Consider the following 23,945-nt stretch of genomic DNA (forward strand, 5'->3'; position numbering starts at 1 on the left):
TATCTCTGCGAACCCCTCCATACTACCTATGTACTGACCTATACAATCCAAGGGGGAATCAGCATGAGAGTACGTGACGTGATGACAGCTCATGCAGAAGCGTGTTCTGCACAGGATTCATTTCAATCAGCTGCAGATAAAATGAGTTCGTTAGGTGTTGGAGCCCTTCCTGTTGTTCAAAATGGACAGGTAGTCGGTATGGTCGTCAGAGGGTTATCTCATAATGAAGCCGCAGGTACGATTCAAGGTGTGATGTCATACCATGTTGTCACCGTTTCTCCCGTTGCTTCTGTTGAAGAAGCGGCAGCTTTAATGTCTCAGAACCAAGGCCGCCGCCTTCCAGTTGTGGAAAATGGGAACCTGGTCGGCATGCTTGCATTGGGCGACTTGGCAGTACAGCAGCAATCGGATCAAAAAGCCGGTGCTGCCCTTAGTGAAATTTCCGAAAAAGATCACCTTCATTAAGCAAGGCAAACGTCCGTTTTCCAACGGGCGTTTTTTAATGGCACTAATGGCTGTGTACCACTGGTGATGGTTATTTTTTCATTTAAAGGGAGGATTTCATGCTTTTTTGTCGAAAACCTTTGTATCTGATAAATACAAAGGAGGCAAATCCATGCGTTCCGCAAAACAACCCCGTCGTGCTCCGCGCAGCTACAGGCGTGAAAAGCATAAGACTGCTATGCTTGATAACTTTGTCGATTTCCTCTATATGATGATCGGCATCACCATGATCACATGCGTTCTGCTGCTTGTATTAAACTATGGTGTTTAAATCAGCTTTAACCGCCTCTTTAAAAGCCTCCAAAGCCAATTCATGATCGTCGATTACATAAGGAATTTCAGCAGGCTCCACCCATATCCGGCAAGTCGACTCATTATTTCTTATAAAAGGGAATACCTCCTCAATATCCATGCGGTAAAACACCTGGTACCCAATCAAAGGGTACTTTCCTTTTGAGTCAAACTCAGGATTGTTCTCATGGCTCACTTCAATCATTCCAATTCTACTGGCGCTGCCTCTTACAGATCCCTCTTCCAGCACTTCTCTATGGAAGGCTTCTTCAGGGGTTTCGCCAGCTTCTATATGCCCACCCGGAAAAGTGAACCCTCTTCCTTTAATATGAACAAGAAGAACCTTTCCTTGATCGAAGCAGCATCCGTGAACACTGGTGATTTTCTCCATAGGAGGCATAGGGACCTGGGTTTTCCAAGTTAATTCTACCAGGCCGCTTCCCCACTGCACCTTGATCTTCCTGCTCATACACTTCCCTCCAGAGCAGGTGCTTTCCACAAACGAGTCACCGATTTAAGCTCCTGCCCTTCCAATTCGAGTTTATATATATCGGGTTTTGTCGTGCTCTGCCAAAAATCGATGGTTCCATATTCGGAGTTCAAGGCACCCATAATAATGGTCATCACGTGTCCATGGATGCCTATGGCCGCACTCCGGCCCTCACACCTCTCCAGTACCTCCTGAAAAGCCGCAGTGCCCCTGGCTCTCACTTCATTATTGGTTTCTCCGCCAGGTAAACATAGATCAGGATTTTCAAAAACTTTCCGCATAGCTTCCATTGGGTTTTCAATTATGTAATCCTTTGCTGCCAGGTCTCTCTCACGAAAGCGCTCATCCACTTGTATCATTAGATTGCGTTCATCAGCCAGCCCTTGAACAGTTTGAATGGCTCTAGTATAGGAACTAGAATATACGGCATCAATTTTCTCAGACTTTAACATGTCCTTTACCCGCTCCGCATCGGCCATCCCTTGTATGGATAAGCCTCGGGTCTCTTCCTCTTCCAAATTAAAGACCGAGTGAGCATGCCTTATCATATAAATGACTGTCATCCTTCCTCACCTATCCTTTCAACAACCAAATTCGTCATTAAACCAGGGATTCCTGCTTTCTTTTTTGTATTTATTTTCTTTAAGCTGTTTTCGCTAGATTTGTCGCTGCTATAAAACTAATGGAATTCTGTTCAAGGTGGATGGTTATCCCTCTATATACCCCTTTCAAGCAAAAACCACTGTTAAAATGGGCTTTAGCAGGAGTGAAACTTAATGAGGGCGGGTCTCTTAGATGACTCTTGAGACCATTATGGTGCTTAATTTTCAAACGTATGGGCCTCTAGCAGAACTTTAGATAGCTCCTGACGGTAAAATCAAATACTCTCAAGGATGGCCTAAAACAACTTCAAAAAAGACCCATCCAGCCAAGCCGGATGGGTCTCTTCCCTTATCTATCCCTCTGAGGCAGCAGGGTTATCGTACACTTGCTGATCCAACTCATCCGTCACTTTGCTTGTGATCAGTCCAGAGGTCATGGCTCCGCTGACATTGACGGCTGTCCGTCCCATATCGATCAGCGGCTCAATGGAGATGAGCAGTCCAGCCAAAGCGATCGGCAGGTCCATAGCCGAAAGGACGAGGATGGCCGCAAAGGTGGCTCCCCCTCCGACACCCGCGACGCCAAATGAACTGATGGCGACAATCACAATCAATGTAAAGATAAAGGACGGTGTCATCGGGTTGATTCCTACCGTTGGAGCAATCATGACGGCAAGCATCGCCGGATAGATGCCCGCACAGCCATTTTGTCCGATTGACAATCCGAATGAACCCGAGAAGTTCGCGATTCCCTCCGAAACCCCCATATGCTTTGTTTGAGCATTGATCGTCAAAGGCAGTGTTCCTGCACTTGAACGGGAAGTAAAGGCAAAAGTCAAAACCGGAAAAGCTTTTTTCAGATAGGTCAGCGGGTTCAGTCCTGCCAATGTCAGCATGATTAAATGGATGGCCAGCATCACTATCAAGGCAGCGTAGGATGCGCCAACAAATTTCCCCAGCTTCAATATGGCGTCAAAGTCACTGGTTGCCACCGTTTTAGCCATGATGGCAAAGACACCATATGGAGTCAGGCGCAGAACCAAAGTGACAACCCTCATAACGATAGCGTAGATGGAATCAACGATTTTTTTAAAGAAATTTGCTGCTTCCTGGTCTTTGCGGTATACGCCCAGATAGGCGACTCCGATAAAGGCCGCAAATATGACGACTGCTATCGTGGAAGTGGCACGTTCCCCTGTAAAATCAAGGAATGGGTTAGCCGGAAGAAGCTCCAGAATCCTTTGCGGATAACTTTGGCCTTCCATGGCAGTAGATCGTTCTTCGAGCGCTAATCCTCGTGAAGTTTCTGCCTCGCCCTGCTCGATTTGAATTGCTTCGAGACCGAAACCTTGGGCAGCCGCAATCCCTACTGCCGCCGCAATGGCCGTTGTCCCGACTAACAAGCCGATGATGAATAGGGCAATTTTCCCGAGGTTGTTTCCAAGCTTAAGCTTCGTAAATGCAGACAGAATCGACACAAAGACCAGAGGCATGACAACCATTTGCAAAAGCTTGATATAACCTATTCCGACAATATTGTACCAATCGATTGACCGGGCAAGGGTTTCATCCGCCGGTCCATACAGCCATTGAAGGATAAATCCAAATAAGATCCCGAGTCCTAAGGCAGCGAACACTCTTTTGGAGAATGACAAGTGTTTTTTCTGCATATAAAAGAGGACTCCCGCAATGATAAGAAATGCGGCTAAGTTAGCAAGAATCGTTAAATTGTCCATTTCCTTCCCTCCCTTTTATAAATGATGAATGATGGAAAAGCAGCGGGTATTGACTGCTGTTACAATCATATGAGGGAACAGGTTAATGTATGTTAGATGCCGGATGACAAGGAGAAGGAGGAACACTGACAGGTATTCCAAAGAAAATTTCACTTTGGAAGGAAACGGAATAAGTAGTGCGGTTATGATAAAATAACTAACATAACAGCTAAACTATGCACCTGCACTTTATTTCATTTATTCAGAGGGGAATTTGTATGGATATCCTTAGTGTTTTTCTTACGGTCCTTGTGGTTTTGAATATCGCTTTTGCCTCTGTCGTCGTTTTTCTGGAAAGGCGTGATGCCGGGGCAACCTGGGCTTGGCTGATGGTCTTGCTTTTCATCCCCGTGCTTGGGTTCATCATGTATCTGATTTTCGGACAGAACCTCACGCGGAAAAGGTTATTTCAATGGGATGACATTCAAAAAATCGGGATTGAGGAACTGATTTCCAGGCAGGTTGAAGAGATCAAAAGTGATCACTTTTCCTTCAGGGACAGTACAGTGAGTAACAACAAAGAATTGATTTATATGCACCTGATCAACAACGAGGCAGTCCTGACACAAGATAACGATATCAAGGTTTTCACCCATGGGGAGGATAAATTTGATTCACTGCTGAAAGATATTGAAGCTGCGAGAAACCATATTCACTTTCAATACTACATACTACGAAGAGATGCCCTTGGCAAAAGGATCCTGAGTGCTCTAACGGAAAAGGCCAGGGCGGGGGTAAAAGTCCGGGTTCTATATGACGAGATGGGGTCGAGGACATTGACCAAAAAATTTTTCCGTGACCTGATTAAAGCAGGCGGGGAAATCGAAGTGTTCTTCCCTTCACGGATCCCCTATATTAACCCCCGCCTTAATTACCGAAACCACCGCAAACTTGTCATCATTGATGGTGTCACGGGCTACGTAGGCGGCTTTAACGTGGGCGATGAATACCTTGGACTGAATCCGCGATTTGGGTACTGGAGGGACACTCACCTGAGAATTGAGGGGAGTGCTGTACTGGCTATGCAGACCAGGTTTATCCTGGATTGGAACCAGGCCTCCGCTTCGAGGGATATCGACTTGGAGCACCGGTACTTCCCCGAAGCGAAATTTCGTGGAAATGCCGGAGTCCAAATTGTCACGAGCGGACCTGATTCAGAATGGGAACAAATCAAGAATGGATATATCCGGATGGTGTCATCGGCAAAAGAATCCATTTACATCCAGACACCCTATTTTATTCCTGATACCAGCTTGCTCGATGCCCTCAGAATTGCTGCCCTTTCCGGAATTGATGTCAGGATCATGATTCCGAATAAGCCTGACCATATGTTTGTCTATTGGGCAACGTTTTCCTATATTGGGGAGATGCTGAAAGCCGGAGCACGGATTTACATTTATGATAATGGCTTCATCCACGCCAAAACGATTGTCGTAGACAGTAAAACCTCTTCGGTTGGAACAGCTAATATCGATGTGCGCAGCTTTCGTTTGAACTTTGAGGTGAATGCATTCCTTTATGATGTTGAGTTGTCTAATGAACTTGGAAACATTTTCTTAAAAGACATTCATCAATCAAGGGAACTGACTATAGAAGAGTATTCTAAGAGGCACCTGTGGATTCGTTTTAAGGAATCGATTTCAAGGCTCCTATCTCCCATCCTATAATAGATCAAAAGGCAGCTTTAATAGCTGCCTTTTATGCGCTTTACTCCTTTACCGTACTGAAAGGGACAGTCCCTCTCAACACGGTAAAGCACTAAAGTTGGTATATAGAAAGAAGGCAGCTTCGGGAGGCTGCCTTCTTCATTCGTTCAGGTGTCCTATTACTTCAAGAAATCAGGATCTTCATAAGCCGGGTTAGGATACGTGTAAAATCCTTCTCCGGTTTCTCTGCCCAATTTTCCTTTATCGATAAATTCCGTTTTCAGCATGGATGCCAATTTGGCAAATTCCGGTGAGCCTGTTGCTTCCGCTTTCGCATTTGAAATATTGTAAGCCGTAGTGATTCCGACAATATCCAATATCGCAAATGGACCTTTTGGTGCACCTGTAGCAATCATCCATGTTTTATCGATGGTATGAGCATCGGATACATCCTTGACGAGCAGCATCTGGCCTGCCTCGAGGAAAGGAACCAGCAGGGAATTCAAGATATAACCAGGCTGTTCTTTGTATAAAGGCAGTGCAACCATACCGATGGCTTTGGCAAATTTCAGCAAGTCTTCAAAAACGTTCTTATCTGTTCCTGGATGTCCCATGACTTCAGCTGTGTTGTTTGTCCAAATTTCATTTGCAAAGTGAAGAGCCAGGAACTTCTCTGGACGTCCAGTTGCTTCAGCGAATTGGCTTGGAAGCAGAGTTGAAGAGTTTGTGGCAAAGATCGTTTTTTCCGGAGCCGCTTTGCCCAGCTTCTCATAAAATTCCGTTTTGATTTTTACAACTTCCGGTACCGCTTCGATAACCAGGTCTGCGTCTTCAACTGCTTGTTCCAGGTTCGAATTGAAAGACATCCGATTATATGCCGCGTCTACATCTTCTTGAGAGGCGCCCAAATCTTCCTGGTAACGCGGTTTCAAGTTCATGACCCGGTCCTTTGCCTTCTCCAGCGCTTCATCATTAATGTCATAAACTGATACATTGAATCCGTGAAAGGCTGTCTGGAATGCAATCTGGCTTCCCAGTACTCCGCTTCCTGCAACCGTAATGTTTTTGTAGTTCATAGTACCTCTCCTTTCATATTTAACCCTTGGTTATTTATTACCACATTAGAGTGATAGTAAATCATTCATTTTATTATACTCCTATAATGGTAATATAATGAAGTGAAACGCTACCATTACAGGGCTTTTTTATCATATCAAAACAATAAAGAACCGCAGGCCTCCCTAAGAAGGACTGCGGTTATATTATTTTTGTATATTATTCTGTGGTTGATCAACAACAGTCCGGCTTTGTAGAAGAGAGGCCTCCATCTCTTTTGCCAACCCCGCCTTCAACTCGTCCGATCCGTGTGCTTTTAACCAAGCAAGTGTATCTTCAATCGTTACCCTTGGATGCCTGAGAACGAGTCCTTTATTCAAGGACCTTGAATAATCAGCCAAGATAAAACCATCCGGATACTGCTCATTGACCGGAATCCATAGTGGAAGCTGTGTAAATGGCGTAATGTCCCTTTCCACCAGAAATGCATCCTCAACCCACGCAGCTTCGGTCCCTGAAGGAGCTATGAGGCTTAGGTCCTCAACGAATTCCTTCATGCTGTAACCCTGCTTCGGTCCCGTTACGTTATAGGTGCCTGTTTCACGGTCCTCCGCCATAAGAGTGATCCACTGGGAGAGGTCACGCACATCGATCCATTGAATGACTCGTTCCTTACTTCCGGGAACAAGGACTTCGCCGCCTTCAGAAAATCTTTTCACCCAGTAGGTGAACCGGTCCGTTGTATCATCAGGGCCGACAATTAATCCCGGTCTGATGGTTAGAACCTTCCCCGGAAGGATTTTTTCCAGCCTTTCCTCACATAAGGCTTTCAAAGGGCCATACGTTTCCCCATTTACTTCTTCGGTGTCCGGGTTGTCCAGACTGCCCGTTTCATCTTCTTCCCGGGCTTCACCTCTCATAAAAGTCTTATAAACGGAAATGGATGAAATGAATATGTAAAGGCTTACTCGTTCCTTTAACAAGGACGCAGTCTGTTCCACTTTTCCAGGAGTATAACCGGATGTATCGATGACCACATCCCATTTACCTTTTTCCAGCGCCCTTAAGTTACCGCTCTCACGGTCCCCTATTAACTTCTCAGCTTCCGGAAATAAATGCGGATTGGTTTTTCCCCGATTGAACAGCGTCAATTCGTGGCCTTTAGATAGCGCCGATTGAGCTATATGCTTCCCTAAGAATGACGTTCCCCCCAATAATAAGATCTTCATTGATTCTCCTCCTCTACTCTTTCTCAAAATCAGTCAGCATTACCTTAAATACAAAAGCTGCATCTGCTGTTTTTACATCATCAGATAATGACCCATCCTCATTGATAGAGAGTCCCTCCAGCTCCTTTCCTTTAGATCCAATCCACGATACCAGATAGACGGCTTCATCTTTAGCCAGCTTCCTTTTATCATTGATAAAGGAAGTGAATGATGATGAATCTATTCCCTCGACATCATGTAAATTTTCTAACAAACCATTGACCATTCCGTTCAAAAAGAAAAGTTCGTTCTCTTGACGGTTAAATCCAAAGGCTATCAGGTCTTCGTTGAATTCTTTTTCAACCTGCCCTTTTATATAAACCTTGTCTTCTGTTAATACACCGTCCTTATAGATTTCCATGGCAAACTGAAGATCCTCTTCTTCTGCCAGCTTACCGTCCAATTTAAAAAATTGAATGGCATCCACTCCTGTTTTACTGATCAGATTTTGCTCTTCCTCACTTAAAGTGTACGGCTTGATTGAAATATTACTGCTGTCTTTTTCTGAACAACCACTAAGTACAACTACTATTAATAATGCAAGTAAAACAGCAGGCCTTTTCATTGAATATCCCCCTATTACTCTTCATCATTTCTACTATACTATTAGAGATGGGATGCCTTAATTCCTTTTTAAAAATTCGATTCTACCCTGCTTCTGAATAAAGTTCAAAACAAAAAGCCGGCTTGAATGCCAACGGGTTTTGTTTTGAAGTACAAACTTCTAATTAGCCAAAGAAGTTCATATTAATATTAGGATTGAAAGTGTATAGGCGGGAGGCTCACCGCACGCCCCGCGGAGTCACGCATCTGGAGTGGTAATCACTCTGCCATTTGTGTCACAAATTTTGAAGAACAAAAAGTTCTGTCATTTGCTATTTAGGGTGCATTTCGCTTAACCAACTGAACAGATTTACCAGCAAGAATACCTCTAAATCAACCAAAAAGGAGTGTCAAAATCTATGCGATTTGCCACTCCTTTTGATGTGTAATTGTTAGTTTTGTACTCAAAAACAGAACCCGTTACTTGAATGCCGGCTTTTCGGGTCTCTATAAAAGGTCATTGATTTGATAGATTTTTCCGTTTTCGATTTCATCGCTCTTTAGTACATGTATCAGAGCCCCTGCCACTGTTTCTGCGTCACGAAGCTTTCCTTCCTCTTTGTAATTCTTGAAGGTTTCAATATCGTTAAAAGCTGATTTGGACGAGGAACGGATGGTTGACTGCATGTCGGTATCCATGATTCCCGGGCTGAAGGCAAATACCTTGTGACGGCTTTTCCTATTGTCCAATTCCAGTGCCGTCGTCTGGGTGAACATGTTGATTCCTGCTTTGGTGCTGCAGTAGACGCTCCAGCCATGGACCGGACGGCTGCCTGCACCAGAAGAGACATTGGCAATCACCAGCCGGGAATCAGAGATATCAGCTTTATTAAGAAACAAATTGGTGATGATCATAGGTGAGAGCAGATTTACATTTACATGAGTCTCTGTTTTCTCTACATCCAGGTTTCCAGCTGTTTCAATTGGATCCACCATTCCGGCGTTATTGATGAGATAGACCTCTTCCCCGTGTTCCTGAAAAACCATTCCGGCAATTTCAGTGAAAACTGATTTTACTTCAGATGGGCTGCCCAGATCACAAGTGTAATGGGTGTATTCTCCACTTTCCTTCTCATTCATTCCCTTTAGGTTTTCATTTTCTGAACGTGAAACCGATATGACTTTCATGCCTTCTGCAAGCAGTTGTTTCGCTGCTGCTGCCCCAAGGCCTTTAGAAGCACCTGTGATAATTGCATACGCCAAGGCGATCACTCCTTTTTCCTGAGTATATATAATTCGGCTGTGCTGATAAAGTGATTGGCCTTGGAACTGGACGAGTTTACCCGGCCCCAGATGAAGCAGCAGGAATATCTCCTCAACTTCAGAAAACTATACTGCCTTTTTTATATACTTTTCCTCTACTTCCTCAGGAGGAAGCGGACGGCTGAAATAATAGCCTTGTATATTGTCACAGCCCAGACTATGCAGCATGGATACTTGTTCTTTCCTCTCCACCCCCTCGGCAATCACCGCCAGCCCGTTATGCAGGGCAATAGAAAGAATGGTGGAGACCATAGCCGACTGGTCTGCAGCAAGGTCATCAATAAAAGACTTATCGATCTTAATAATGTCGATCGGCAGCTTTTCCAAATAGCTGAGCGAGCTGTATCCTGTTCCAAAATCATCAAGGCTGATTCTGATGCCCAGCTCCTTCAGCTGATTCAATTTTTTAATAGTTTCCTTTTCATTGAACATCGTCATACTCTCTGTGATTTCAATTTCAAGAAGCGAAGCTGAGATAGCATAAAATGCCATGGCATCCTGTAGATTGTTCAAAAAGGCCGGATTGGCAAACGAGCGCTGAGATATATTGACTGATACCGGAAGTTTCTTCAGAGGGGTCGACTGCCAATAGTGAAGCTGTCTGCTTGCCTCCCTGACGACCCAGTCCTCCAGCTTCACGATAAGGTTGGTTTGCTCGGCAGCCGGAATGAATAATCCTGGAGAAACCAATCCTTTTACAGGGTGATTCCATCTGACAAGTGCTTCGAAACCGACCAGCTCATTTGCAGCAGAATTGACCTTCGGCTGGTAATATAGGGTTAATTCATCCTGTTCAATCGCCCGCTTCAATTCATTTTCAATAATGATTTTTTCGATATTGCTGGTATCAAGATTATTATTTTTATAAACAGCAAAGTTATGAAAAGAGTTATCGGAAATGGAAGCCCTGGCCGTGTCTGCGCACTTGATCAGCAGTTCGGGATCTTCCCCATTTTCGGGACACATCGAGATACCTGCTTTCATCTCCATAAAGATTTCATGTCCCTCGACAAAAAACGGAGTTCCAAGGATGGCTTGAAGTTCTGTGAGCGCAGGCTGGATATCCTGATTTCGAGTCGGGACAAGGCAGTAAATTTCATCTCCGCCAAACCTTGATACAACACTCTCATGCGGGAGCACAGTCGTCAGCCTCAGAGACAACTCCTTCAGTATCTGATCACCGACCTGAAATCCGAACACGTCCCTGATGGTCCTTAATCTGCTGTAATCAAGGCTGTAAATGGCAAACGGCACTTGTTCCTTGACAGACTCCTCGACCTCGGAGATGAACTTCCTTCTATTCGGCAATCCGGTATAATCATCGTAGTGAAAAAGATATTCGATGGTATTAGACTGCTTTTTATTTTCTGTAATATCCTTGGTAATCGTATACACCCCATTGATTACATCACCTGATTCTATCGGCACTCCGATAATATTGACGATTCGCTGGGTTTTATCTTTTTTGATTATGCTGATTTCTGTTTGCTGAGGCATGCCCTGTTTTGCCATTTCAAATTGCTTCAGTGTTTGGGTCAGATGAAAAGGGGCAACTATATCCTTTATCGACATAGTGAGAAGTTCCTCCCGTCCATACCCCGTAACTTGTTCCGCAGCAAGATTGGCAGTCAGCAATCGGCCATTCAAATCAAAAGATATGACCGCATCAGGGTTATGGTTAAAGAGGGATTGAAAATGCTGTTCACTCACCTCGACCTTCGAGATATTTTCCTGATTACGCTGTTCACCGAACAAATCGGGCACGATTGATAGCAGCCACACCATTACAATTTCCAGGGCATACGGCAGCATGGATAGATGCAATTCGGGGTTTTCTTCATTGATGACAGGCAATACGGACATGGCTGTCAGATAGGGGATTCCTGCAAGGGCGATACCCGTGGCAAAGGATCCTATGATGACCCAAAAATTTGTGTCCACCTTCTCCGTTTCCCTGGTGATCTGCAGAAGGAACCTGAGAGAATAGAAGGAGATCGCCAAGGTTAAAATGAAGGTCATCAGAAGCAGGACAGGCTTAACTTCCAATAAGGGAAAAAATAAGATCACCACTGCAGTGTAGTCAGAAGCTAATATGATCAGTGTCAACCCCAGGCCGCCAAGTACGTACCTTCCCATGTCCAATTTTTTGTTAACCGCTAGTTTTAAGACAAAATAAATACCGAATATGCAGCTTAGTAAAAAAGTAACTATGTAGATGAGGAATGGTGTGTTTTCAAAAGGCAGATCCAATGCCAGGACAACGAATAGATTAGTTAGAAAAAAGGTTGTCCCGATAATAACAGCTTTGATCGCATCCGAACGGATAACCCTATTGGTAAGTGATTCTTCCTGTGCCGACTGAATCATCAAAAAACCATTAATAATGGAGAAGAGGATACTCCAGAGAACATAAGGCAGCTGAATTCCATAGCTAGATAACAAAATTTCGCCTCCAGTTTTTAAATTATATGAATTTCATAGGTATATAGGCTTAACTTTATTTTAAATTATTTTAAACTGCATTGGTAGCGTTATTCATTCAAGCTACATTCATTTTAGGTGGCCTTCAAGATCTATATATGATTCGGATATAGAACTCTGGCAAAAGCAGCGCTAATGGACTTCCATTCAGGCCTTCGCTTTCTTTAGGCTGCGCACCGCAACCGAGAAATTCACGAGTTCGTTTGGCAAATCAGGAGCTTCAACCTAAAAGATTTAGGAGATGTTCTTTTGTGTTGCTGGTCCAGTATGACTGACCTTATCACCTGGTTTTGGAGAGCCGGATATTGGTTGTTTTTTTATATGTTCTTGAGTTGCGGCGATGGATACATGAGTGGCTGGTTTTGAGCGAAGATATGTCCTCAGATCGCGGCGGTGGATACATGTTTGGCTGGTTTTGAGCGAAGATATGTAACCAGATCGCGCCGATGGGTACATGAGTGGCTGGTTTTGAGCGAAGATATGCCCTCAGGGCGAGGCGCTGGATACATGAGTGGCTGGTTTTGAGCGAAGATATGTCCTCAGATCGCGGCGATGGGTACATGAGTGACTGATTTCGAGCGAAGATATGTCCTCAGATCGCGGCGATGGGTACATGTTTGGCTGGTTTTGAGCGAAGATATGTACTCAGATCGCGGCGCTGGGTACATGAGTGGCTGATTTTGAAGGAAGATATGTACTCAGATCGCGGCGCTGGGTACATGAGTGACTGGTTTTGAGTGAAGATATGTACTCAGATCGGGGCGGTGGGTACATGAGTGRCTGGTTTTGAGGGAAGATATGTACTCAAGCAGCGGCGATGGGTACATGAGTGGCTGGTTTTGAGCGAAGATATGTACTCAAGCAGCGGCGATGGGTACATGAGTGACTGATTTTGAGGGAAGATATGTACTCAAGCAGCGGCGATGGGTACATGAGTGGCTGGTTTTGAGCGAAGATATGTACTCAGATCGCGCCGCTTGGTACATGAGTGGCTGGTTTTGAGCGAAGATATGCCCTCAAGCAGCGCCGATGGGTACATGAGTGGCTGGTTTTGAGCGAAGATATGTACTCAGATCGAGGCGCTGGATACATGAGTGGCTGGTTTCGAGCGAAGATATGTCCTCAGGGCGAGGCGCTGGATACATGAGTGGCTGGTTTTGAGCGAAGATATGTCCTCAGGGCGAGACGCTGGATACATGAGTGGCTGGTTTTGAGTGAAGATATGTCCTCAGGGCGAGGCGCTGGATACATGAGTGGCTAGTTTTGAGCGAAGATATGTCCTCAGATTCCGGCTCTGAATATAAAAAGGTTCCTGGCTTATGCTGCTCAGGAACCTTTTACAAGTTTACTTAAATAAATCTGCTATTGATTGAAATAAATTACGGAAGAAATCGAGAATTCCCTGCAAGAATCCTTTTCCTTCTTCACCGACCACTTCATCAAGCCTTTTTTTGATATCATTCGAGATATCTTCGAGCTGTCCTTTGACGTTATCGAAATTGATATCAAGGTTTCTCATCTTATCGAATAAATCGATAAGCAGCTGGCGGTCTTCAGGGCTCAATTCGATATTAAGCTTCTGCAGCTGCTCGCTCACAATCCGTTCAACATCTTCTTTTGTCGCAGGATTTTGCTCGGCAATCTGCTTTTTGATTTCTGTCAGAAGTTCACTGACCTTTTCCTGGTCCATTCCTTCCTCTTTCGCCAATTCAGTGGCAATTCCCAACTCTTCATTGGCGACTTCCATTCTGACTGTATCCAGCTTCTCCCCGCTGACTTCATAAGCTTTATAGATACCTGTAAGGGCCGAGTGCCCGCTCACCTTGATTGGCGATGCCACGACCACCGTCGCATCCTCTACTCCGGCTGTCAATAAAGCATTGGCGTACATTTCATCCGTTACTTCTGTGATGTTGCCAGGGGTCGCTCTTTCTATAATAAGGCCTTCGCCTTTTTCTTTTCTCGTGATTTTAGCAGAAGAAAACATCCTTGCATTTCTGTCTTCCCCTTGAATATAACGAGCCAGGTCTTCACCTGTCACTGTGATTTCCTCTACCATTTCAGGGTCGTCCACTTCGAGTGCTTTCCTGACCTCTTCTTTTTGTTCTTCAGATAGGGACTCTCCCAATACAACGATGGGAAGACCGAACTTTTCATTTATACTTTCTTTGTTTGTTTCATTATCTGCTGCCATGACTGTACTGCTCGCGAATAGACCAAAAAAGACTGCAAGAATTAAAGCGATCTTACTCCATTGCTTCATCATTCAGATAGTTCTCCTTTTTTCTTAAAAGATAGCTTACAGGAACATCATATCACTTTACTCTAATAATATGTCTACTTTTTTCTTCCATTCATCCTCCAGGATACTCATCTCCCAAAGGTTCCAGTACTCGTCTTCATACCTTTGGACATCGCGTTTCAGCCCTTCTTTTTGAAAGCCCGCCTTCTCGTAGCATTTGATGGCCGAATGGTTGAAATCATAAACACCCAGGCTGACCCGATGGAGGTTGAGTTCCTCAAATGCAACCTTCAGTATTTCTTTCATCATAGCTTCCCCGACGCCTTTGCCCCGCATGGAATCGTCCCCAACGAGCACTCGGCAGACTCTCGCCGAATTATTTTTCGTATCGATGCTCTCCAAAGAAATATGCCCGACCGCTTTTCCAGAAGATTTCTCGACCACCTTATAGATAAGCTTTTCACTGTCCTCTTGATTGGCTTTATCGATATGGGAATAAAGTTTCTCCCTGGTAAGCGGATAACCGAATCCACCGCCGCCCCATTGAATATATTCTTTTTTAAAACTAAACCATCCTATTAACTGATCAAAATCATCTTCCGCAAAATAATGCAATTCAATCATCCTCGCACCGCCTTTTTGCCCATTTAATACCCCATCTTGATACAAGTGACACTAGGTGTGTTATTTACGTCCAGCTTCAGCGCCTAGCCCCTCGGGGTCAAATAACCCTCAGAGAATAAAAGGAAAGAACGCCTTTTTTTCTCTGTGGAACATTTGCCTGTCGGGGCTGACCAGGACGCTTTCGCTTTTGTTACGTCCAGCTTCAGCGCCTAGCCCCTCGGGGTCAAATAACCCTCAGAGAATAAAAGGAAAGAACGCCTTTTTTTCTCTGTGGAACATTTGCCTGTCGGGGCTGACCAGGACGCTTTCGCTTTTGTTACGTCCAGCTTCAGCGCCTAGCCCCTCGGGGTCAAATAACCCTCAGAGAATAAAAGGAAAGAATGCCTTTTTTTCTCTGAGGAACATTTGCCTGTCGGGGCTGACCAGGGCGCTTTCGCTTTTGTTACGTCCACAGCGGATAATTTCATAACCTCCTGGCAAACAACAAAAAAACAAGTCCCCGGAACCGGGAACTTGTTTTATCAATTGACTCATATTAGGCTTTTTGAACGTTTGTCGCTTGAGGACCGCGTTGGCCTTCTTCGATATCGAAAGTTACTTCTTGGCCTTCGTCTAATGATTTGTACCCTTCACCTTGAATTGCTGAGAAGTGTACGAATACATCGTCTCCACCTTCGCGCTCGATGAATCCAAAACCTTTTTCACTGTTGAACCATTTTACTTTACCTTGTTCCATTTTTCGTTTCCTCCTAATGTCTAACAAAACAAAAATTTCGTTATAGTATTTTACTTAATTTATTATACCCAGCAGAATCCGCCTTAAACATCATTTCCCATATTTTTTTAAAACTTTTTTAACTCACTTGAATTTTAATGAATTTACGTTTTCCTACACCGATAATCAAACCATCTGTAAGGGATACCTCGAGGGCCGGATCTTCCACTTTGCTGCCGCTGATTTTCACTCCTCCGTTAGCAATCATTCTGCGGGCTTCACTTTTCGAAGGGAGCATTTTCAGATCAACAAGAAGCTCAATAACCGGTACAGTCCTGCTCTTTTTCCACAAAACAACAGGGATATCATCCGGCACAGCCCCTTTTTGGAAGATCGCCTTGAACTGCTCTTGAGCTTTTTCATCCGCTTCCTCTCCATGGAACATTATTACAAGCGTGCTGCCCAAAAGCATTTTTGCATCACGAGGGTGCAGGCCGCCAGTCTCCAAACCTTCCCTGATCTGATTTTTTTCTTCTAACGTCAGATCAGTAGCAAGTTCAAAGTACTTTATCATCAGTTCATCAGGAATGGACATTGTCTTTCCGAACATTTCTTTAGGTTCTTCGTCGATCCCAATGTAGTTGTGTTTCGACTTGGACATTTTCTCCTTGCCATCAAAGCCCTCCAGCAGCGGAAGCATCATAGCGACTTGTTTTTCTTTACCATAATGCTCCTGCAGGCCCCTGCCCATGAGCACATTAAAATGCTGGTCGGTACCACCGAGTTCTACATCACTTTCAAGGACCACGGAATCGTAGCCCTGCATAAGCGGGTAGAAGAATTCATGCAGGGAAATCGGTTTTCCCGTTGAAAGTCTTTCGGAAAAATCATTCCGTTCAAGGAGCCTTGCGACAGTGATGCTCCCAGCCAGGTGGATGACATCTTCCAAGTTCAAATTCTTCAGCCACTTTGAGTTATAAAACAATTCCACTTTCTCTTTATCCAGCACTTTCCCGAACTGCTCAAAGTAGGTTTGGGCATTGTGCTTCACCTCTTCATCTGTCAACTGCTTCCTAGCCGCCGACTTGCCGGTAGGATCACCGATTTTCCCAGTGAAATCTCCGATGATCAACTGAACAATATGCCCATTCTCCTGGAATTGTCTCATTTTATTCAACACAACCGTGTGCCCTATATGGACATCAGGAGCAGATGGGTCGAGCCCAAGCTTAATTTTCAATGGTGTATTGGTCTTGATCGATTTTGCGATCTTTTGCTTAAGTTCGGCTTCCGGAATGACTTCCTGCGTTCCGCCGGCATAGATGTCGAATTGCCTCTCTACTTCATTTAACTGGTCTTCATTCAGGTCTTTCATCCAATCTGCCATCCTTGTTCTCCTCCTTTTAGAACTTTTTAAATTGCGGTCGGTTTCGCTGTGCGAACATAGCTCTCATTAAGCACGGTCACTGCATCACGAGCAGGGCACTCTCCTGTTGGACCAGCCGGCAATCCCTTTCCTTTATTGCAGCAATACCCCTAAAAAAGAACAGTTTAAAAACACAAAAAAACCACGTCCCAAAAAAGGGACGTGGTTTTTTGCACGCGGTACCACCCTCGTTGAAGATCGCTCCTCCACTCAAAGAGATAACGGATCCACCGTCCTTTGCTACTGAAATTTCACAAAGAAAGCTCGAGGAGGTAATTCACATTCATCTATATACCGGTTTTCACCCTCCACCGGTTCTCTGAGATAGGGAGATGAGCTGCTACTTATTCCTGTCAACGCTGAATTTTAAATTAGAAATAGTGTAACGAATCTTCCACTGAAATACAAGAAGTTTTTATTTCATCTTGTCTTTGCGCCTTTTCAAGTAAAGCCCCATCAAGAAATAGGTAGCTAATAATAAGACGAGAAATACAGGAAGGGAAAAATAAGACATACAGACACCTTCTATTTCATATCTCCAAGAGACGGATGAAAGAACATTAGCAAGACCGCAATGATGGGGATAGAGACTATTAAAGCAAGCAGCTTATTTTTATAGTGCATCCGAAGCATCACAAACATAATAATGTTAAAAACAAGAGACCAGCCTACACTCCATCCATTTTCGTATATAAACAATCCTCTTTTGTAAAACAGGAATTCCAGAAAAGTAAAATAGATAATCCAGATCAAGACATATACATATGACTTTTTTCCTTGTGGGTAATAGCGTAAATAGATCATGATGACAATTGGCAGTATAAAAAAAGAAAATGTCAGTTCAATCAGGGTATGGTTCAGCCAATCTACTGTAACGGCCTTATATTTCCACAATGTATGATTGTAGAAAATAAAATTATAAGCGAGGTTGCAGATAAGATAATATTGTACGGTCGGATAATAATCCTGCCAGCGTTTCCAATCCACAAAAATCTTCGCAAAAATGATATAAACAAGCACAACAAGGAGCAAATACATGTTTTCATTCTCCCGTTTTAGTTCCATTCTCTCTCTTTAGCAGGATTTTTATAACTACAGAACTACTATTTCTTCTTTAAAGCGGGCTTTTTCATCAACTCTGCTGCGTTATGGAATGCAACTTTCGGAAATAACCCCTTAAATCACCGAGAAAAATACGGCGGCAGATATACCGAAGCAATACCTTCTAAGCCTCTGGTCTTATTAAAAAATAAACCGCGGGTGTTATTGTATAAAGTTGGTAATCCGAATAAGATAAAGATATTGAATAGCTGATGAAATGAGGGAAAACAATGAAAAACTTATTCGCGATTATCATTGCTGTCCTGGTCGTTGGTTCCGTCCTGCTTATTCTCAACGATCATACTTCTTTGTTTGCTTCAGGGAAACGCACCGGGGACAACAGCGTTGCAGTCAATGATAGGGTAAATTCCCTTAAAATTGACATTCCAAGCAGTAATACAGTAATCATCCCAGAAGAAAGGGATGATGTGAAAGCCGAGCTGAAGGGCAAGGGCAATTTAATCGTCAGCTCAAAAGGCGATGAAATTAAAGTAGAAGTGAAGCGGAAGTGGTTCAGCTGGATGTCATTCAACCATGATTCTGAATTGACTGTCTTCATCCCGGAACATTTTGACCGCAGCATGGACATCAATATCGGTTCCGGCAGCCTTGTATTTGAAGGAGAGTCAGCTTCCCAACCGATGGTGCTCGATACTTTAAAAACAGATATGAGCTCGGGTAATCTTGAGTTAACCGATATAAAAACTGTCAAATTCGTTCATAGCGGTTCATCCGGAAGCCTCATCGTTGACCGGTTTGCTGCGGAGGAGGGAACCGTGGAAATCAGTTCCGGCGAGGTAGAACTGATTGACTATTCCGGACCGTTAAAAGGAGAACTTTCGTCTGGAGAGGTGCATGTGGAATTGGCTGAATTAAAAGGCGACATCAGCTTTGACCTCAGCTCAGGAAATGTCGACTTGGATCTTCCTGATGACAGCAGCTTCACCCTTACCGGAGAGGCAAGCAGCGGCAACATCTCCAGTGAATTTCCGTTGAAGTCCCAAAAGGTGGATGACGGTGATATTTCTGGCACTCATGGTTCTGGTCAATATGACATTGAAATCTCAGTATCCAGCGGGGACGTAAGAATCTATTGATGGCACTTTAAAGCGCAAACAAAGACTATCCCTCTTATGATTTAAGGGACTAAAGAATTGGCATCCTCCAATCCTTTAGTCTTTATTTCTATCTCAAGAATGCCGCTTGAGAACTCTTATCTTTAATCTTGAGATTTCAAGGGTCTCTAAAATGCTTTTTTGAGACCTCTCCTCTTTATTTTTGAAATCCCATGAGTCTTAAGGGAATTTGTGAATTGGAACTTAGGCGCGGTTCTAGTTTGAGCACCAAGACCAGCCCTTCTGGGTCTACGGCCACTTATGCTTTCTTATTTCCCTTTCATTTCTTTCACTTGTTCCTTATGATTATCGATCCATTCCTGTGCGACGGCTTCGGGATCTTGCCCTTCGTCAATTTTGACAATCATTTCTTCAATGTCGCCTACATCCATTTTCCACTTGCTGAGGAATTCGTAGGCTTCTGCAGCATCGTCTTTCAGTTCCTTGTTCGTGATGACATGAACTTCAGATGTTTGAAAGTAGTCATCAGGACTTTCCAAAACCTTCAAATCATAATTCACAAACATTGGATGAGGACGCCAGCCGAGGAATAATACCGGCTCTTCTTTTTCCATCAGCCTCTGAGCCTGCGCGAGCATTCCACCTTCACTTGACGCCACATATTCCAGATCCAGCCCGAGCTTATCAATCATTTCCCTTGAAGTGACTGTCATCCCGGCTCCTTCTTCAATTCCATACATCTTTCCGCCGAATAGGTCTTCTTTTCCCTTAATATCTTCTACAGAGTCGATTCCCTCTACATAAGTGGGAATAACCCAGCCAAGCTCTCCCTCTTTGTAGCTGACAGCTGTATCTTCCAGCTTATCTCCATACTTTTCCATATAGTTGGCATGCATATCTGGAAGCCAGGCATCCATGAATACATCCAAATCTCCCCTTGCCAGGCCGGTGTATACCCCGCCGGCGTCTGCTTTCGTTTCATTGACCGTGTATCCCATGTCTTCAAGAATCAGCTTTGCGACTTTAGTTGGAGGCACCGTACTTGTCCAAGGAGTCACGCCAAAATTGATTGTGATTCCTTCATTATTGCCTCCATTTTGTTCGGCATTATCCTCTCCTTCATCATTAGCGCCTGTACCACAGGCAGTCAGCATGAAAGCAGCAAACATCAGGATGAATCCTATCTTCCATTTTTTCATTGACAAACACTCCTGTCCTTATTTTTTCTGACCCAGTCCCTGTGTAATACGATCCAGAATAATAGCAAGCACAACAATTCCAAGACCACCGACCAGACCAAGGCCTACGTTCACACTCGAAATACCTGCTAAAACAGTTGACCCAAGTCCTGGTGCTCCAATCATAGAGGCGATAACGGCCATAGAGAGTGCAAGCATGATCGTTTGGTTGATTCCCGCCATGATAGTGGGAACGGCAACAGGAAGCTGTACCTTTGTAAGCATCTGCCAGGAAGTCGAGCCGAACGCTTTGGCTGCCTCTACCATGTCAGCCGGCACCTGCTTAATGGCCAAGGTTGTCATCCTGACTGCAGGAGGCGTAGCGAAGACAAAGGTAGAAATGACTGCCGGTACTTCACCCAGCCCAAACAGTAAAATGGCAGGAATCAGGTACACAAAACTGGGCAGGGTCTGCATAAAATCAAGTATCGGACGGAGCACTCTATCCAGAGCCTCCGAATTGGCCGCTAAAATTCCAAGCGGTACGCCGAGGACTATTGAGAATAGCGTCGCCACCACGACGACGGCCAATGTCAGCATCGCGTCTTCCCAAAGGTTGACCGAACCAAGATAGAACACACCAATCAAAGTGAAGATCGCGACTCCTTTTCCCGCAAACTTCCAAGACAGGAGAATGAGTATGATCGCCATGACCTCAGCAGGAATCCAAGTGAAAATATCCGCGACTCCATTAATGAAAAAAGAAATAATTTCGCTGATTGCTTCGAAAAATCCACCAAGCACAGGAATCAGCCATTCGTATACAAAGTCATTAGTCCATTCCTCAAGCGGCAATGTAAAATAGTTCATTCCGCCTTCACCTCACTTTGTTCTTTTCCAAGTACCAGCCCTGATAAAATCGATACCCGTACGATGATTCCCAGCAGCTTTTTTTTCTCCACCACGGCGATTGGATATCTGGACTCTGCTGCGACACCAATTAGATCGTTCAACGGTGTATCAGGAGTGGTTGTAAAATAATCCTGCTCCAGCACATCCTCCACCCACTTGTTCTCCTTGTAGGCTTGAATCGCAGAATCGATTGTCAAAATCCCTTTCAGGTTCTTCTCTTTGTCCACCACAAATATACTGGACAGACCTGCATCCTCCATTTTCTTGACCGCCATCCTTGGTCCATCTTTCCACGTCGTGACGACATCCGGTTTTTTCATGACATTGCCGGCAACCAGAACCTTCGAACGGTCAACATCCTCTACGAAATTATATACATACTCATTTGCAGGATTTTCCAGAATTTCCTCGGCCGTCCCGATCTGAACAATCGAACCATTTTTCATGATGGCAATGCGATCCCCGAGCTTCAGCGCTTCATCGAGGTCATGAGTTATGAACAGAATCGTTTTCCCCAGCTTGCTCTGCAGACTCAAAAGCTCGTCCTGCATCTCTTTTCGAATAAGCGGATCAAGGGCACTGAAGGCTTCATCCATTAGAAGGATATCCGAATCGTTGGCAAGTGCACGGGCCAGTCCGACCCGTTGCTGCATTCCGCCGCTCAGCTGGTCCGGATAACTACCTTCATACCCTTTCAACCCAACGTCGTGAATGGATTTAAGGGCTTTTTTTGAGCGTTCTTCTTTGGCAATCCCTTGAATCTCGAGACCATACTCGACATTATCCTGCACGGTTCTATGAGGAAACAGCGCGAACTTTTGAAACACCATCGCAAGCTTTTTTCTCCTCGTCAGCATGAGGTCTGTCTTCGTCATCTCTGTAATATTGTGACCGTCAATCAATACCTCGCCTGCTGTTGGTTCAATCAATCTATTTACCAGCCGGATCAACGTGGATTTACCGCTGCCGGACAAACCCATGATCACGAAAAACTCACCTGCCTTCACCTGAAACGAAGCATTATTCACCCCTACGGTCATGCCAGTCTCTTCCAGGATTTTCTCCTTCCCCTGCCCCTCATTTAACCGCTTAAGCCCTTCCTTGGGACTGGAGCCGAAGATTTTAGTAAGGTTATTGACCTCAATCTTATACATAAGCATGTCTCCTTTTATAAACTCTCTGACATTACTATTTGTCATTTTCACCATTTCATACTTGCCGGGTGTATTTTTCATAAGTGAAAAGGAGGTCTGTTTTCAAGGGGACTTCCTCGCTAAAAACTGGACTCACGAGGCTCGCATGGTGCTTGAAGGACACTTACAGATTACTGGGTGCATTCGGGAACTTCACGAAGGACACCGGCACCTCTTGAAATGGCTTTTGGGGTCTCTCGGGTACTCCACGAAGGACACCCCCGCGTCAAATTTGACTTTTAGGGGGTCTCTCCCAAAATTACTCAACAAAAAAGGACCCACTCAAGGCCCTTTCACCGGTCATCAACACTATTCCACGTCTTGCCGTCAGTTGAATTCCTGACAGAGTATTTTTCTGCTGTTGTCAGTTCTTCTGCTGTCACGCCCGGCATGGCACCCAATTCTGTATTGATGACATCATTCAGAATAGCCGGGTTGTCAGTTTCCCTTGATACTGACTTGAGTTGTTCTTTCGCTCTATTGTCATGTCTTCGCTTGACCATTGACTACATCCTCCTTCGGCTTTAGCCGGAGCATTATTTCATATGCGGTTACAACCGCCATTTTATAGGCTTTCCCCTTCTCCTTTGCCTATTCGTTTGATAAAACATTCTCCACTATGCTCTTCCAGCAAATCAAAAAGAAGAAATGCCCTTCTTCCTTTATCTCATTCAGCTGTGATCCTTGGTATTTCTTCTGCAAATAGACTGCAGTCTTCTTTGGCCAGATGCTATCCTTCTCTCCATACCAGACATAAACCTGAAATGGAGGGTTCCCATCCGGAAGAGTAAAGGGGACCACCACCGCCCGAAGTTCGGCATATTCGGACCAGCCTTTCGTTCGGTAAGCTTCCCACAGTCCTTCAGCTGTTTGCTTTTTCAATTGTCCTTTCAGGTCTTCCAGATTCTTGTCTTCACTTTCCCTTCTCAGCAGCCTTAATAGCATTCTTTCTATACGGCCAGTCCAAATCTTATTGATGTGTCTCAAATACCCCCTGGTAAAAGAAGGGGCTAATTTAAACGTTCTTCGGATAATTTTCCACCGAGCCGGCAAATAGTCTCGGCTTTCTTTGCTTTCCAGGGGAATGGCACTGCCTGCCAATGACAAAGAAGTTACCTTTCGCGGATACTTAGAAGCGAACACTTGCAAGAATAAAGCACCATTTGACCACCCGAAGCAATGAGCCCGTTCGATTCCCAGGTAATCGAGCACTTCATTCACGTCTTCAGCATGGTCGTACATTGTATACCCTTCAAGGAAGCCTGATCCGCCATAGCCAGGCCGGTTCACCATAAGGATAAACATCTGATTTTCATCCAGAAATGTTTCATCAAAAAAGATTGAGGAAGCAGCAGATCCCCAGCCATGAAAGTAAAGGAACGGTATTCCGGCAGGGTCGCCAATCTTTTTATAAGTGATTTTTCTTCCTGATGAATGTTTGAACATAAAGTTTATGCTGTCCTGCATATTGCTACTCGCCCTTTCATATCCTCGTTTGT

22 protein-coding genes and 1 other annotated feature are annotated in these 23,945 nt (G+C 44.4%); of the genes, 4 read left to right on the forward strand and 18 right to left on the reverse strand.

Annotation, left to right across the window (positions count from 1 at the left end; genetic code table 11):
- Window positions 1–63: 63 nt before the first annotated feature.
- Window positions 64–465, forward strand: a complete 402-nt coding sequence (locus tag FZC78_RS17495) for a CBS domain-containing protein (protein ID WP_252183665.1) — start codon at window positions 64–66, stop codon at window positions 463–465.
- Window positions 466–616: 151 nt separating this feature from the next.
- On the forward strand, window positions 617–775 hold the full coding sequence (locus FZC78_RS23795) for a hypothetical protein (RefSeq protein ID WP_187444988.1): 159 nt from the start codon (window positions 617–619) through the stop codon (window positions 773–775).
- On the opposite strand, the gene FZC78_RS17500 is transcribed toward FZC78_RS23795, so the two are convergent.
- The 3 genes from FZC78_RS17500 to FZC78_RS17510 all read right to left on the reverse strand — a co-directional run bounded on the left by FZC78_RS17500 (window position 758) and on the right by FZC78_RS17510 (window position 3,623).
- Window positions 758–1,264 carry an NUDIX hydrolase gene (locus tag FZC78_RS17500; RefSeq protein WP_148941390.1) on the reverse strand — a complete coding sequence of 169 codons (507 nt, stop codon included), beginning with the start codon at window positions 1,262–1,264 and terminating at the stop codon, window positions 758–760. The genes FZC78_RS23795 and FZC78_RS17500 overlap by 18 nt on opposite strands.
- The gene (locus FZC78_RS17505) at window positions 1,261–1,848 is read right to left on the reverse strand and encodes a histidine phosphatase family protein (RefSeq protein WP_148941391.1); all 588 of its coding nucleotides are present in this window, start codon (window positions 1,846–1,848) and stop codon (window positions 1,261–1,263) included. Before FZC78_RS17505 ends, FZC78_RS17500 begins: the two co-directional genes overlap by 4 nt.
- 392 nt (window positions 1,849–2,240) lie before the next feature.
- The gene (locus FZC78_RS17510; protein WP_148941392.1) at window positions 2,241–3,623 is read right to left on the reverse strand and encodes an L-cystine transporter; all 1,383 of its coding nucleotides are present in this window, start codon (window positions 3,621–3,623) and stop codon (window positions 2,241–2,243) included.
- A gap of 257 nt (window positions 3,624–3,880) precedes the next feature.
- Between FZC78_RS17510 and cls the strand changes: the two genes are divergently transcribed.
- Complete coding sequence (gene cls / locus FZC78_RS17515) at window positions 3,881–5,329, forward strand: cardiolipin synthase (protein ID WP_148941393.1); 1,449 nt, start codon at window positions 3,881–3,883, stop codon at window positions 5,327–5,329.
- 158 nt (window positions 5,330–5,487) lie between these two features.
- Here cls and FZC78_RS17520 read toward each other — a convergent pair whose 3' ends face one another.
- The 10 genes from FZC78_RS17520 to FZC78_RS17570 all read right to left on the reverse strand — a co-directional run bounded on the left by FZC78_RS17520 (window position 5,488) and on the right by FZC78_RS17570 (window position 18,051).
- The gene (locus tag FZC78_RS17520; protein ID WP_148941394.1) at window positions 5,488–6,384 is read right to left on the reverse strand and encodes a 3-hydroxyacyl-CoA dehydrogenase; all 897 of its coding nucleotides are present in this window, start codon (window positions 6,382–6,384) and stop codon (window positions 5,488–5,490) included.
- Between the two features lie 186 nt (window positions 6,385–6,570).
- Window positions 6,571–7,593, reverse strand: a complete 1,023-nt coding sequence (locus FZC78_RS17525; RefSeq protein WP_148941395.1) for an NAD-dependent epimerase/dehydratase family protein — start codon at window positions 7,591–7,593, stop codon at window positions 6,571–6,573.
- A gap of 13 nt (window positions 7,594–7,606) precedes the next feature.
- A complete protein-coding gene (locus FZC78_RS17530) occupies window positions 7,607–8,197 on the reverse strand; it encodes a lipoprotein (RefSeq protein WP_148941396.1) in 591 nt (196 codons plus the stop codon).
- A gap of 485 nt (window positions 8,198–8,682) precedes the next feature.
- Window positions 8,683–9,447 (reverse strand): (S)-benzoin forming benzil reductase, encoded by a 765-nt coding sequence (locus FZC78_RS17535; RefSeq protein ID WP_252183666.1) that lies wholly within the window; start codon window positions 9,445–9,447, stop codon window positions 8,683–8,685.
- Between the two features lie 117 nt (window positions 9,448–9,564).
- Window positions 9,565–11,940 (reverse strand): putative bifunctional diguanylate cyclase/phosphodiesterase, encoded by a 2,376-nt coding sequence (locus FZC78_RS17540; RefSeq protein WP_148941398.1) that lies wholly within the window; start codon window positions 11,938–11,940, stop codon window positions 9,565–9,567.
- A gap of 1,384 nt (window positions 11,941–13,324) precedes the next feature.
- Window positions 13,325–14,245, reverse strand: a complete 921-nt coding sequence (locus tag FZC78_RS17545) for a DUF1002 domain-containing protein (RefSeq protein ID WP_148941399.1) — start codon at window positions 14,243–14,245, stop codon at window positions 13,325–13,327.
- A gap of 54 nt (window positions 14,246–14,299) precedes the next feature.
- Complete coding sequence (locus FZC78_RS17550) at window positions 14,300–14,845, reverse strand: GNAT family N-acetyltransferase (protein ID WP_148941400.1); 546 nt, start codon at window positions 14,843–14,845, stop codon at window positions 14,300–14,302.
- A gap of 535 nt (window positions 14,846–15,380) precedes the next feature.
- Window positions 15,381–15,581, reverse strand: coding sequence for a cold-shock protein (locus FZC78_RS17560; protein ID WP_148941401.1), 201 nt, complete (start codon window positions 15,579–15,581; stop codon window positions 15,381–15,383).
- 118 nt (window positions 15,582–15,699) lie between these two features.
- Window positions 15,700–16,947, reverse strand: coding sequence for a tyrosine--tRNA ligase (gene tyrS / locus FZC78_RS17565; protein ID WP_148941402.1), 1,248 nt, complete (start codon window positions 16,945–16,947; stop codon window positions 15,700–15,702).
- Between the two features lie 192 nt (window positions 16,948–17,139).
- Window positions 17,140–17,352, reverse strand: a binding site (T-box leader).
- Between the two features lie 159 nt (window positions 17,353–17,511).
- On the reverse strand, window positions 17,512–18,051 hold the full coding sequence (locus FZC78_RS17570) for a CBO0543 family protein (RefSeq protein WP_252183667.1): 540 nt from the start codon (window positions 18,049–18,051) through the stop codon (window positions 17,512–17,514).
- A 266-nt stretch (window positions 18,052–18,317) separates the two neighbouring features.
- On the opposite strand from FZC78_RS17570, the gene liaG reads away from it, so the two are divergent.
- Window positions 18,318–19,184: a LiaG family protein gene (gene liaG / locus FZC78_RS17575; RefSeq protein WP_148941403.1), complete on the forward strand. Its 867-nt coding sequence runs from the start codon at window positions 18,318–18,320 to the stop codon at window positions 19,182–19,184.
- A 287-nt stretch (window positions 19,185–19,471) separates the two neighbouring features.
- Here the strand turns inward: liaG and FZC78_RS17580 are convergent, their stop codons facing one another.
- The 5 genes from FZC78_RS17580 to FZC78_RS17600 form a co-directional block, all read right to left on the reverse strand.
- Window positions 19,472–20,362 (reverse strand): glycine betaine ABC transporter substrate-binding protein, encoded by an 891-nt coding sequence (locus FZC78_RS17580; RefSeq protein ID WP_148941404.1) that lies wholly within the window; start codon window positions 20,360–20,362, stop codon window positions 19,472–19,474.
- Window positions 20,363–20,380: 18 nt separating this feature from the next.
- Window positions 20,381–21,211, reverse strand: a complete 831-nt coding sequence (locus FZC78_RS17585) for an ABC transporter permease (protein WP_148941405.1) — start codon at window positions 21,209–21,211, stop codon at window positions 20,381–20,383.
- Window positions 21,208–22,407 carry a quaternary amine ABC transporter ATP-binding protein gene (locus FZC78_RS17590; protein WP_148941406.1) on the reverse strand — a complete coding sequence of 400 codons (1,200 nt, stop codon included), beginning with the start codon at window positions 22,405–22,407 and terminating at the stop codon, window positions 21,208–21,210. Before FZC78_RS17590 ends, FZC78_RS17585 begins: the two co-directional genes overlap by 4 nt.
- Window positions 22,408–22,739: 332 nt before the next feature.
- Window positions 22,740–22,949 carry a hypothetical protein gene (locus tag FZC78_RS17595; protein WP_148941407.1) on the reverse strand — a complete coding sequence of 70 codons (210 nt, stop codon included), beginning with the start codon at window positions 22,947–22,949 and terminating at the stop codon, window positions 22,740–22,742.
- A gap of 88 nt (window positions 22,950–23,037) precedes the next feature.
- Window positions 23,038–23,913, reverse strand: a complete 876-nt coding sequence (locus FZC78_RS17600; protein WP_148941408.1) for an alpha/beta fold hydrolase — start codon at window positions 23,911–23,913, stop codon at window positions 23,038–23,040.
- Window positions 23,914–23,945 lie beyond the last annotated feature (32 nt).

The organism is Rossellomorea vietnamensis, from assembly GCF_008180415.1.
In the GTDB taxonomy this organism is placed as follows: Bacteria; Bacillota; Bacilli; order Bacillales; family Bacillaceae_B; genus Rossellomorea; species Rossellomorea vietnamensis_C.

Excerpts from the sequence above, each read along its gene's own strand:
- FZC78_RS17495 (WP_252183665.1), top strand. The coding sequence starts at position 64 with ATGAGAGTACGTGACGTGATGACAGCTCATGCAGAAGCGTGTTCTGCA.
- FZC78_RS23795 (WP_187444988.1), top strand. The coding sequence starts at position 617 with ATGCGTTCCGCAAAACAACCCCGTCGTGCTCCGCGCAGCTACAGGCGT.
- FZC78_RS17500 (WP_148941390.1), bottom strand. The coding sequence starts at position 1,264 with ATGAGCAGGAAGATCAAGGTGCAGTGGGGAAGCGGCCTGGTAGAATTA.
- FZC78_RS17505 (WP_148941391.1), bottom strand. The coding sequence starts at position 1,848 with ATGACAGTCATTTATATGATAAGGCATGCTCACTCGGTCTTTAATTTG.
- FZC78_RS17510 (WP_148941392.1), bottom strand. The coding sequence starts at position 3,623 with ATGGACAATTTAACGATTCTTGCTAACTTAGCCGCATTTCTTATCATT.
- cls (WP_148941393.1), top strand. The coding sequence starts at position 3,881 with ATGGATATCCTTAGTGTTTTTCTTACGGTCCTTGTGGTTTTGAATATC.
- FZC78_RS17520 (WP_148941394.1), bottom strand. The coding sequence starts at position 6,384 with ATGAACTACAAAAACATTACGGTTGCAGGAAGCGGAGTACTGGGAAGC.
- FZC78_RS17525 (WP_148941395.1), bottom strand. The coding sequence starts at position 7,593 with ATGAAGATCTTATTATTGGGGGGAACGTCATTCTTAGGGAAGCATATA.
- FZC78_RS17530 (WP_148941396.1), bottom strand. The coding sequence starts at position 8,197 with ATGAAAAGGCCTGCTGTTTTACTTGCATTATTAATAGTAGTTGTACTT.
- FZC78_RS17545 (WP_148941399.1), bottom strand. The coding sequence starts at position 14,245 with ATGATGAAGCAATGGAGTAAGATCGCTTTAATTCTTGCAGTCTTTTTT.
- FZC78_RS17550 (WP_148941400.1), bottom strand. The coding sequence starts at position 14,845 with ATGATTGAATTGCATTATTTTGCGGAAGATGATTTTGATCAGTTAATA.
- FZC78_RS17560 (WP_148941401.1), bottom strand. The coding sequence starts at position 15,581 with ATGGAACAAGGTAAAGTAAAATGGTTCAACAGTGAAAAAGGTTTTGGA.
- tyrS (WP_148941402.1), bottom strand. The coding sequence starts at position 16,947 with ATGGCAGATTGGATGAAAGACCTGAATGAAGACCAGTTAAATGAAGTA.
- FZC78_RS17570 (WP_252183667.1), bottom strand. The coding sequence starts at position 18,051 with ATGGAACTAAAACGGGAGAATGAAAACATGTATTTGCTCCTTGTTGTG.
- liaG (WP_148941403.1), top strand. The coding sequence starts at position 18,318 with ATGAAAAACTTATTCGCGATTATCATTGCTGTCCTGGTCGTTGGTTCC.
- FZC78_RS17580 (WP_148941404.1), bottom strand. The coding sequence starts at position 20,362 with ATGAAAAAATGGAAGATAGGATTCATCCTGATGTTTGCTGCTTTCATG.
- FZC78_RS17585 (WP_148941405.1), bottom strand. The coding sequence starts at position 21,211 with ATGAACTATTTTACATTGCCGCTTGAGGAATGGACTAATGACTTTGTA.
- FZC78_RS17590 (WP_148941406.1), bottom strand. The coding sequence starts at position 22,407 with ATGTATAAGATTGAGGTCAATAACCTTACTAAAATCTTCGGCTCCAGT.
- FZC78_RS17595 (WP_148941407.1), bottom strand. The coding sequence starts at position 22,949 with ATGGTCAAGCGAAGACATGACAATAGAGCGAAAGAACAACTCAAGTCA.
- FZC78_RS17600 (WP_148941408.1), bottom strand. The coding sequence starts at position 23,913 with ATGCAGGACAGCATAAACTTTATGTTCAAACATTCATCAGGAAGAAAA.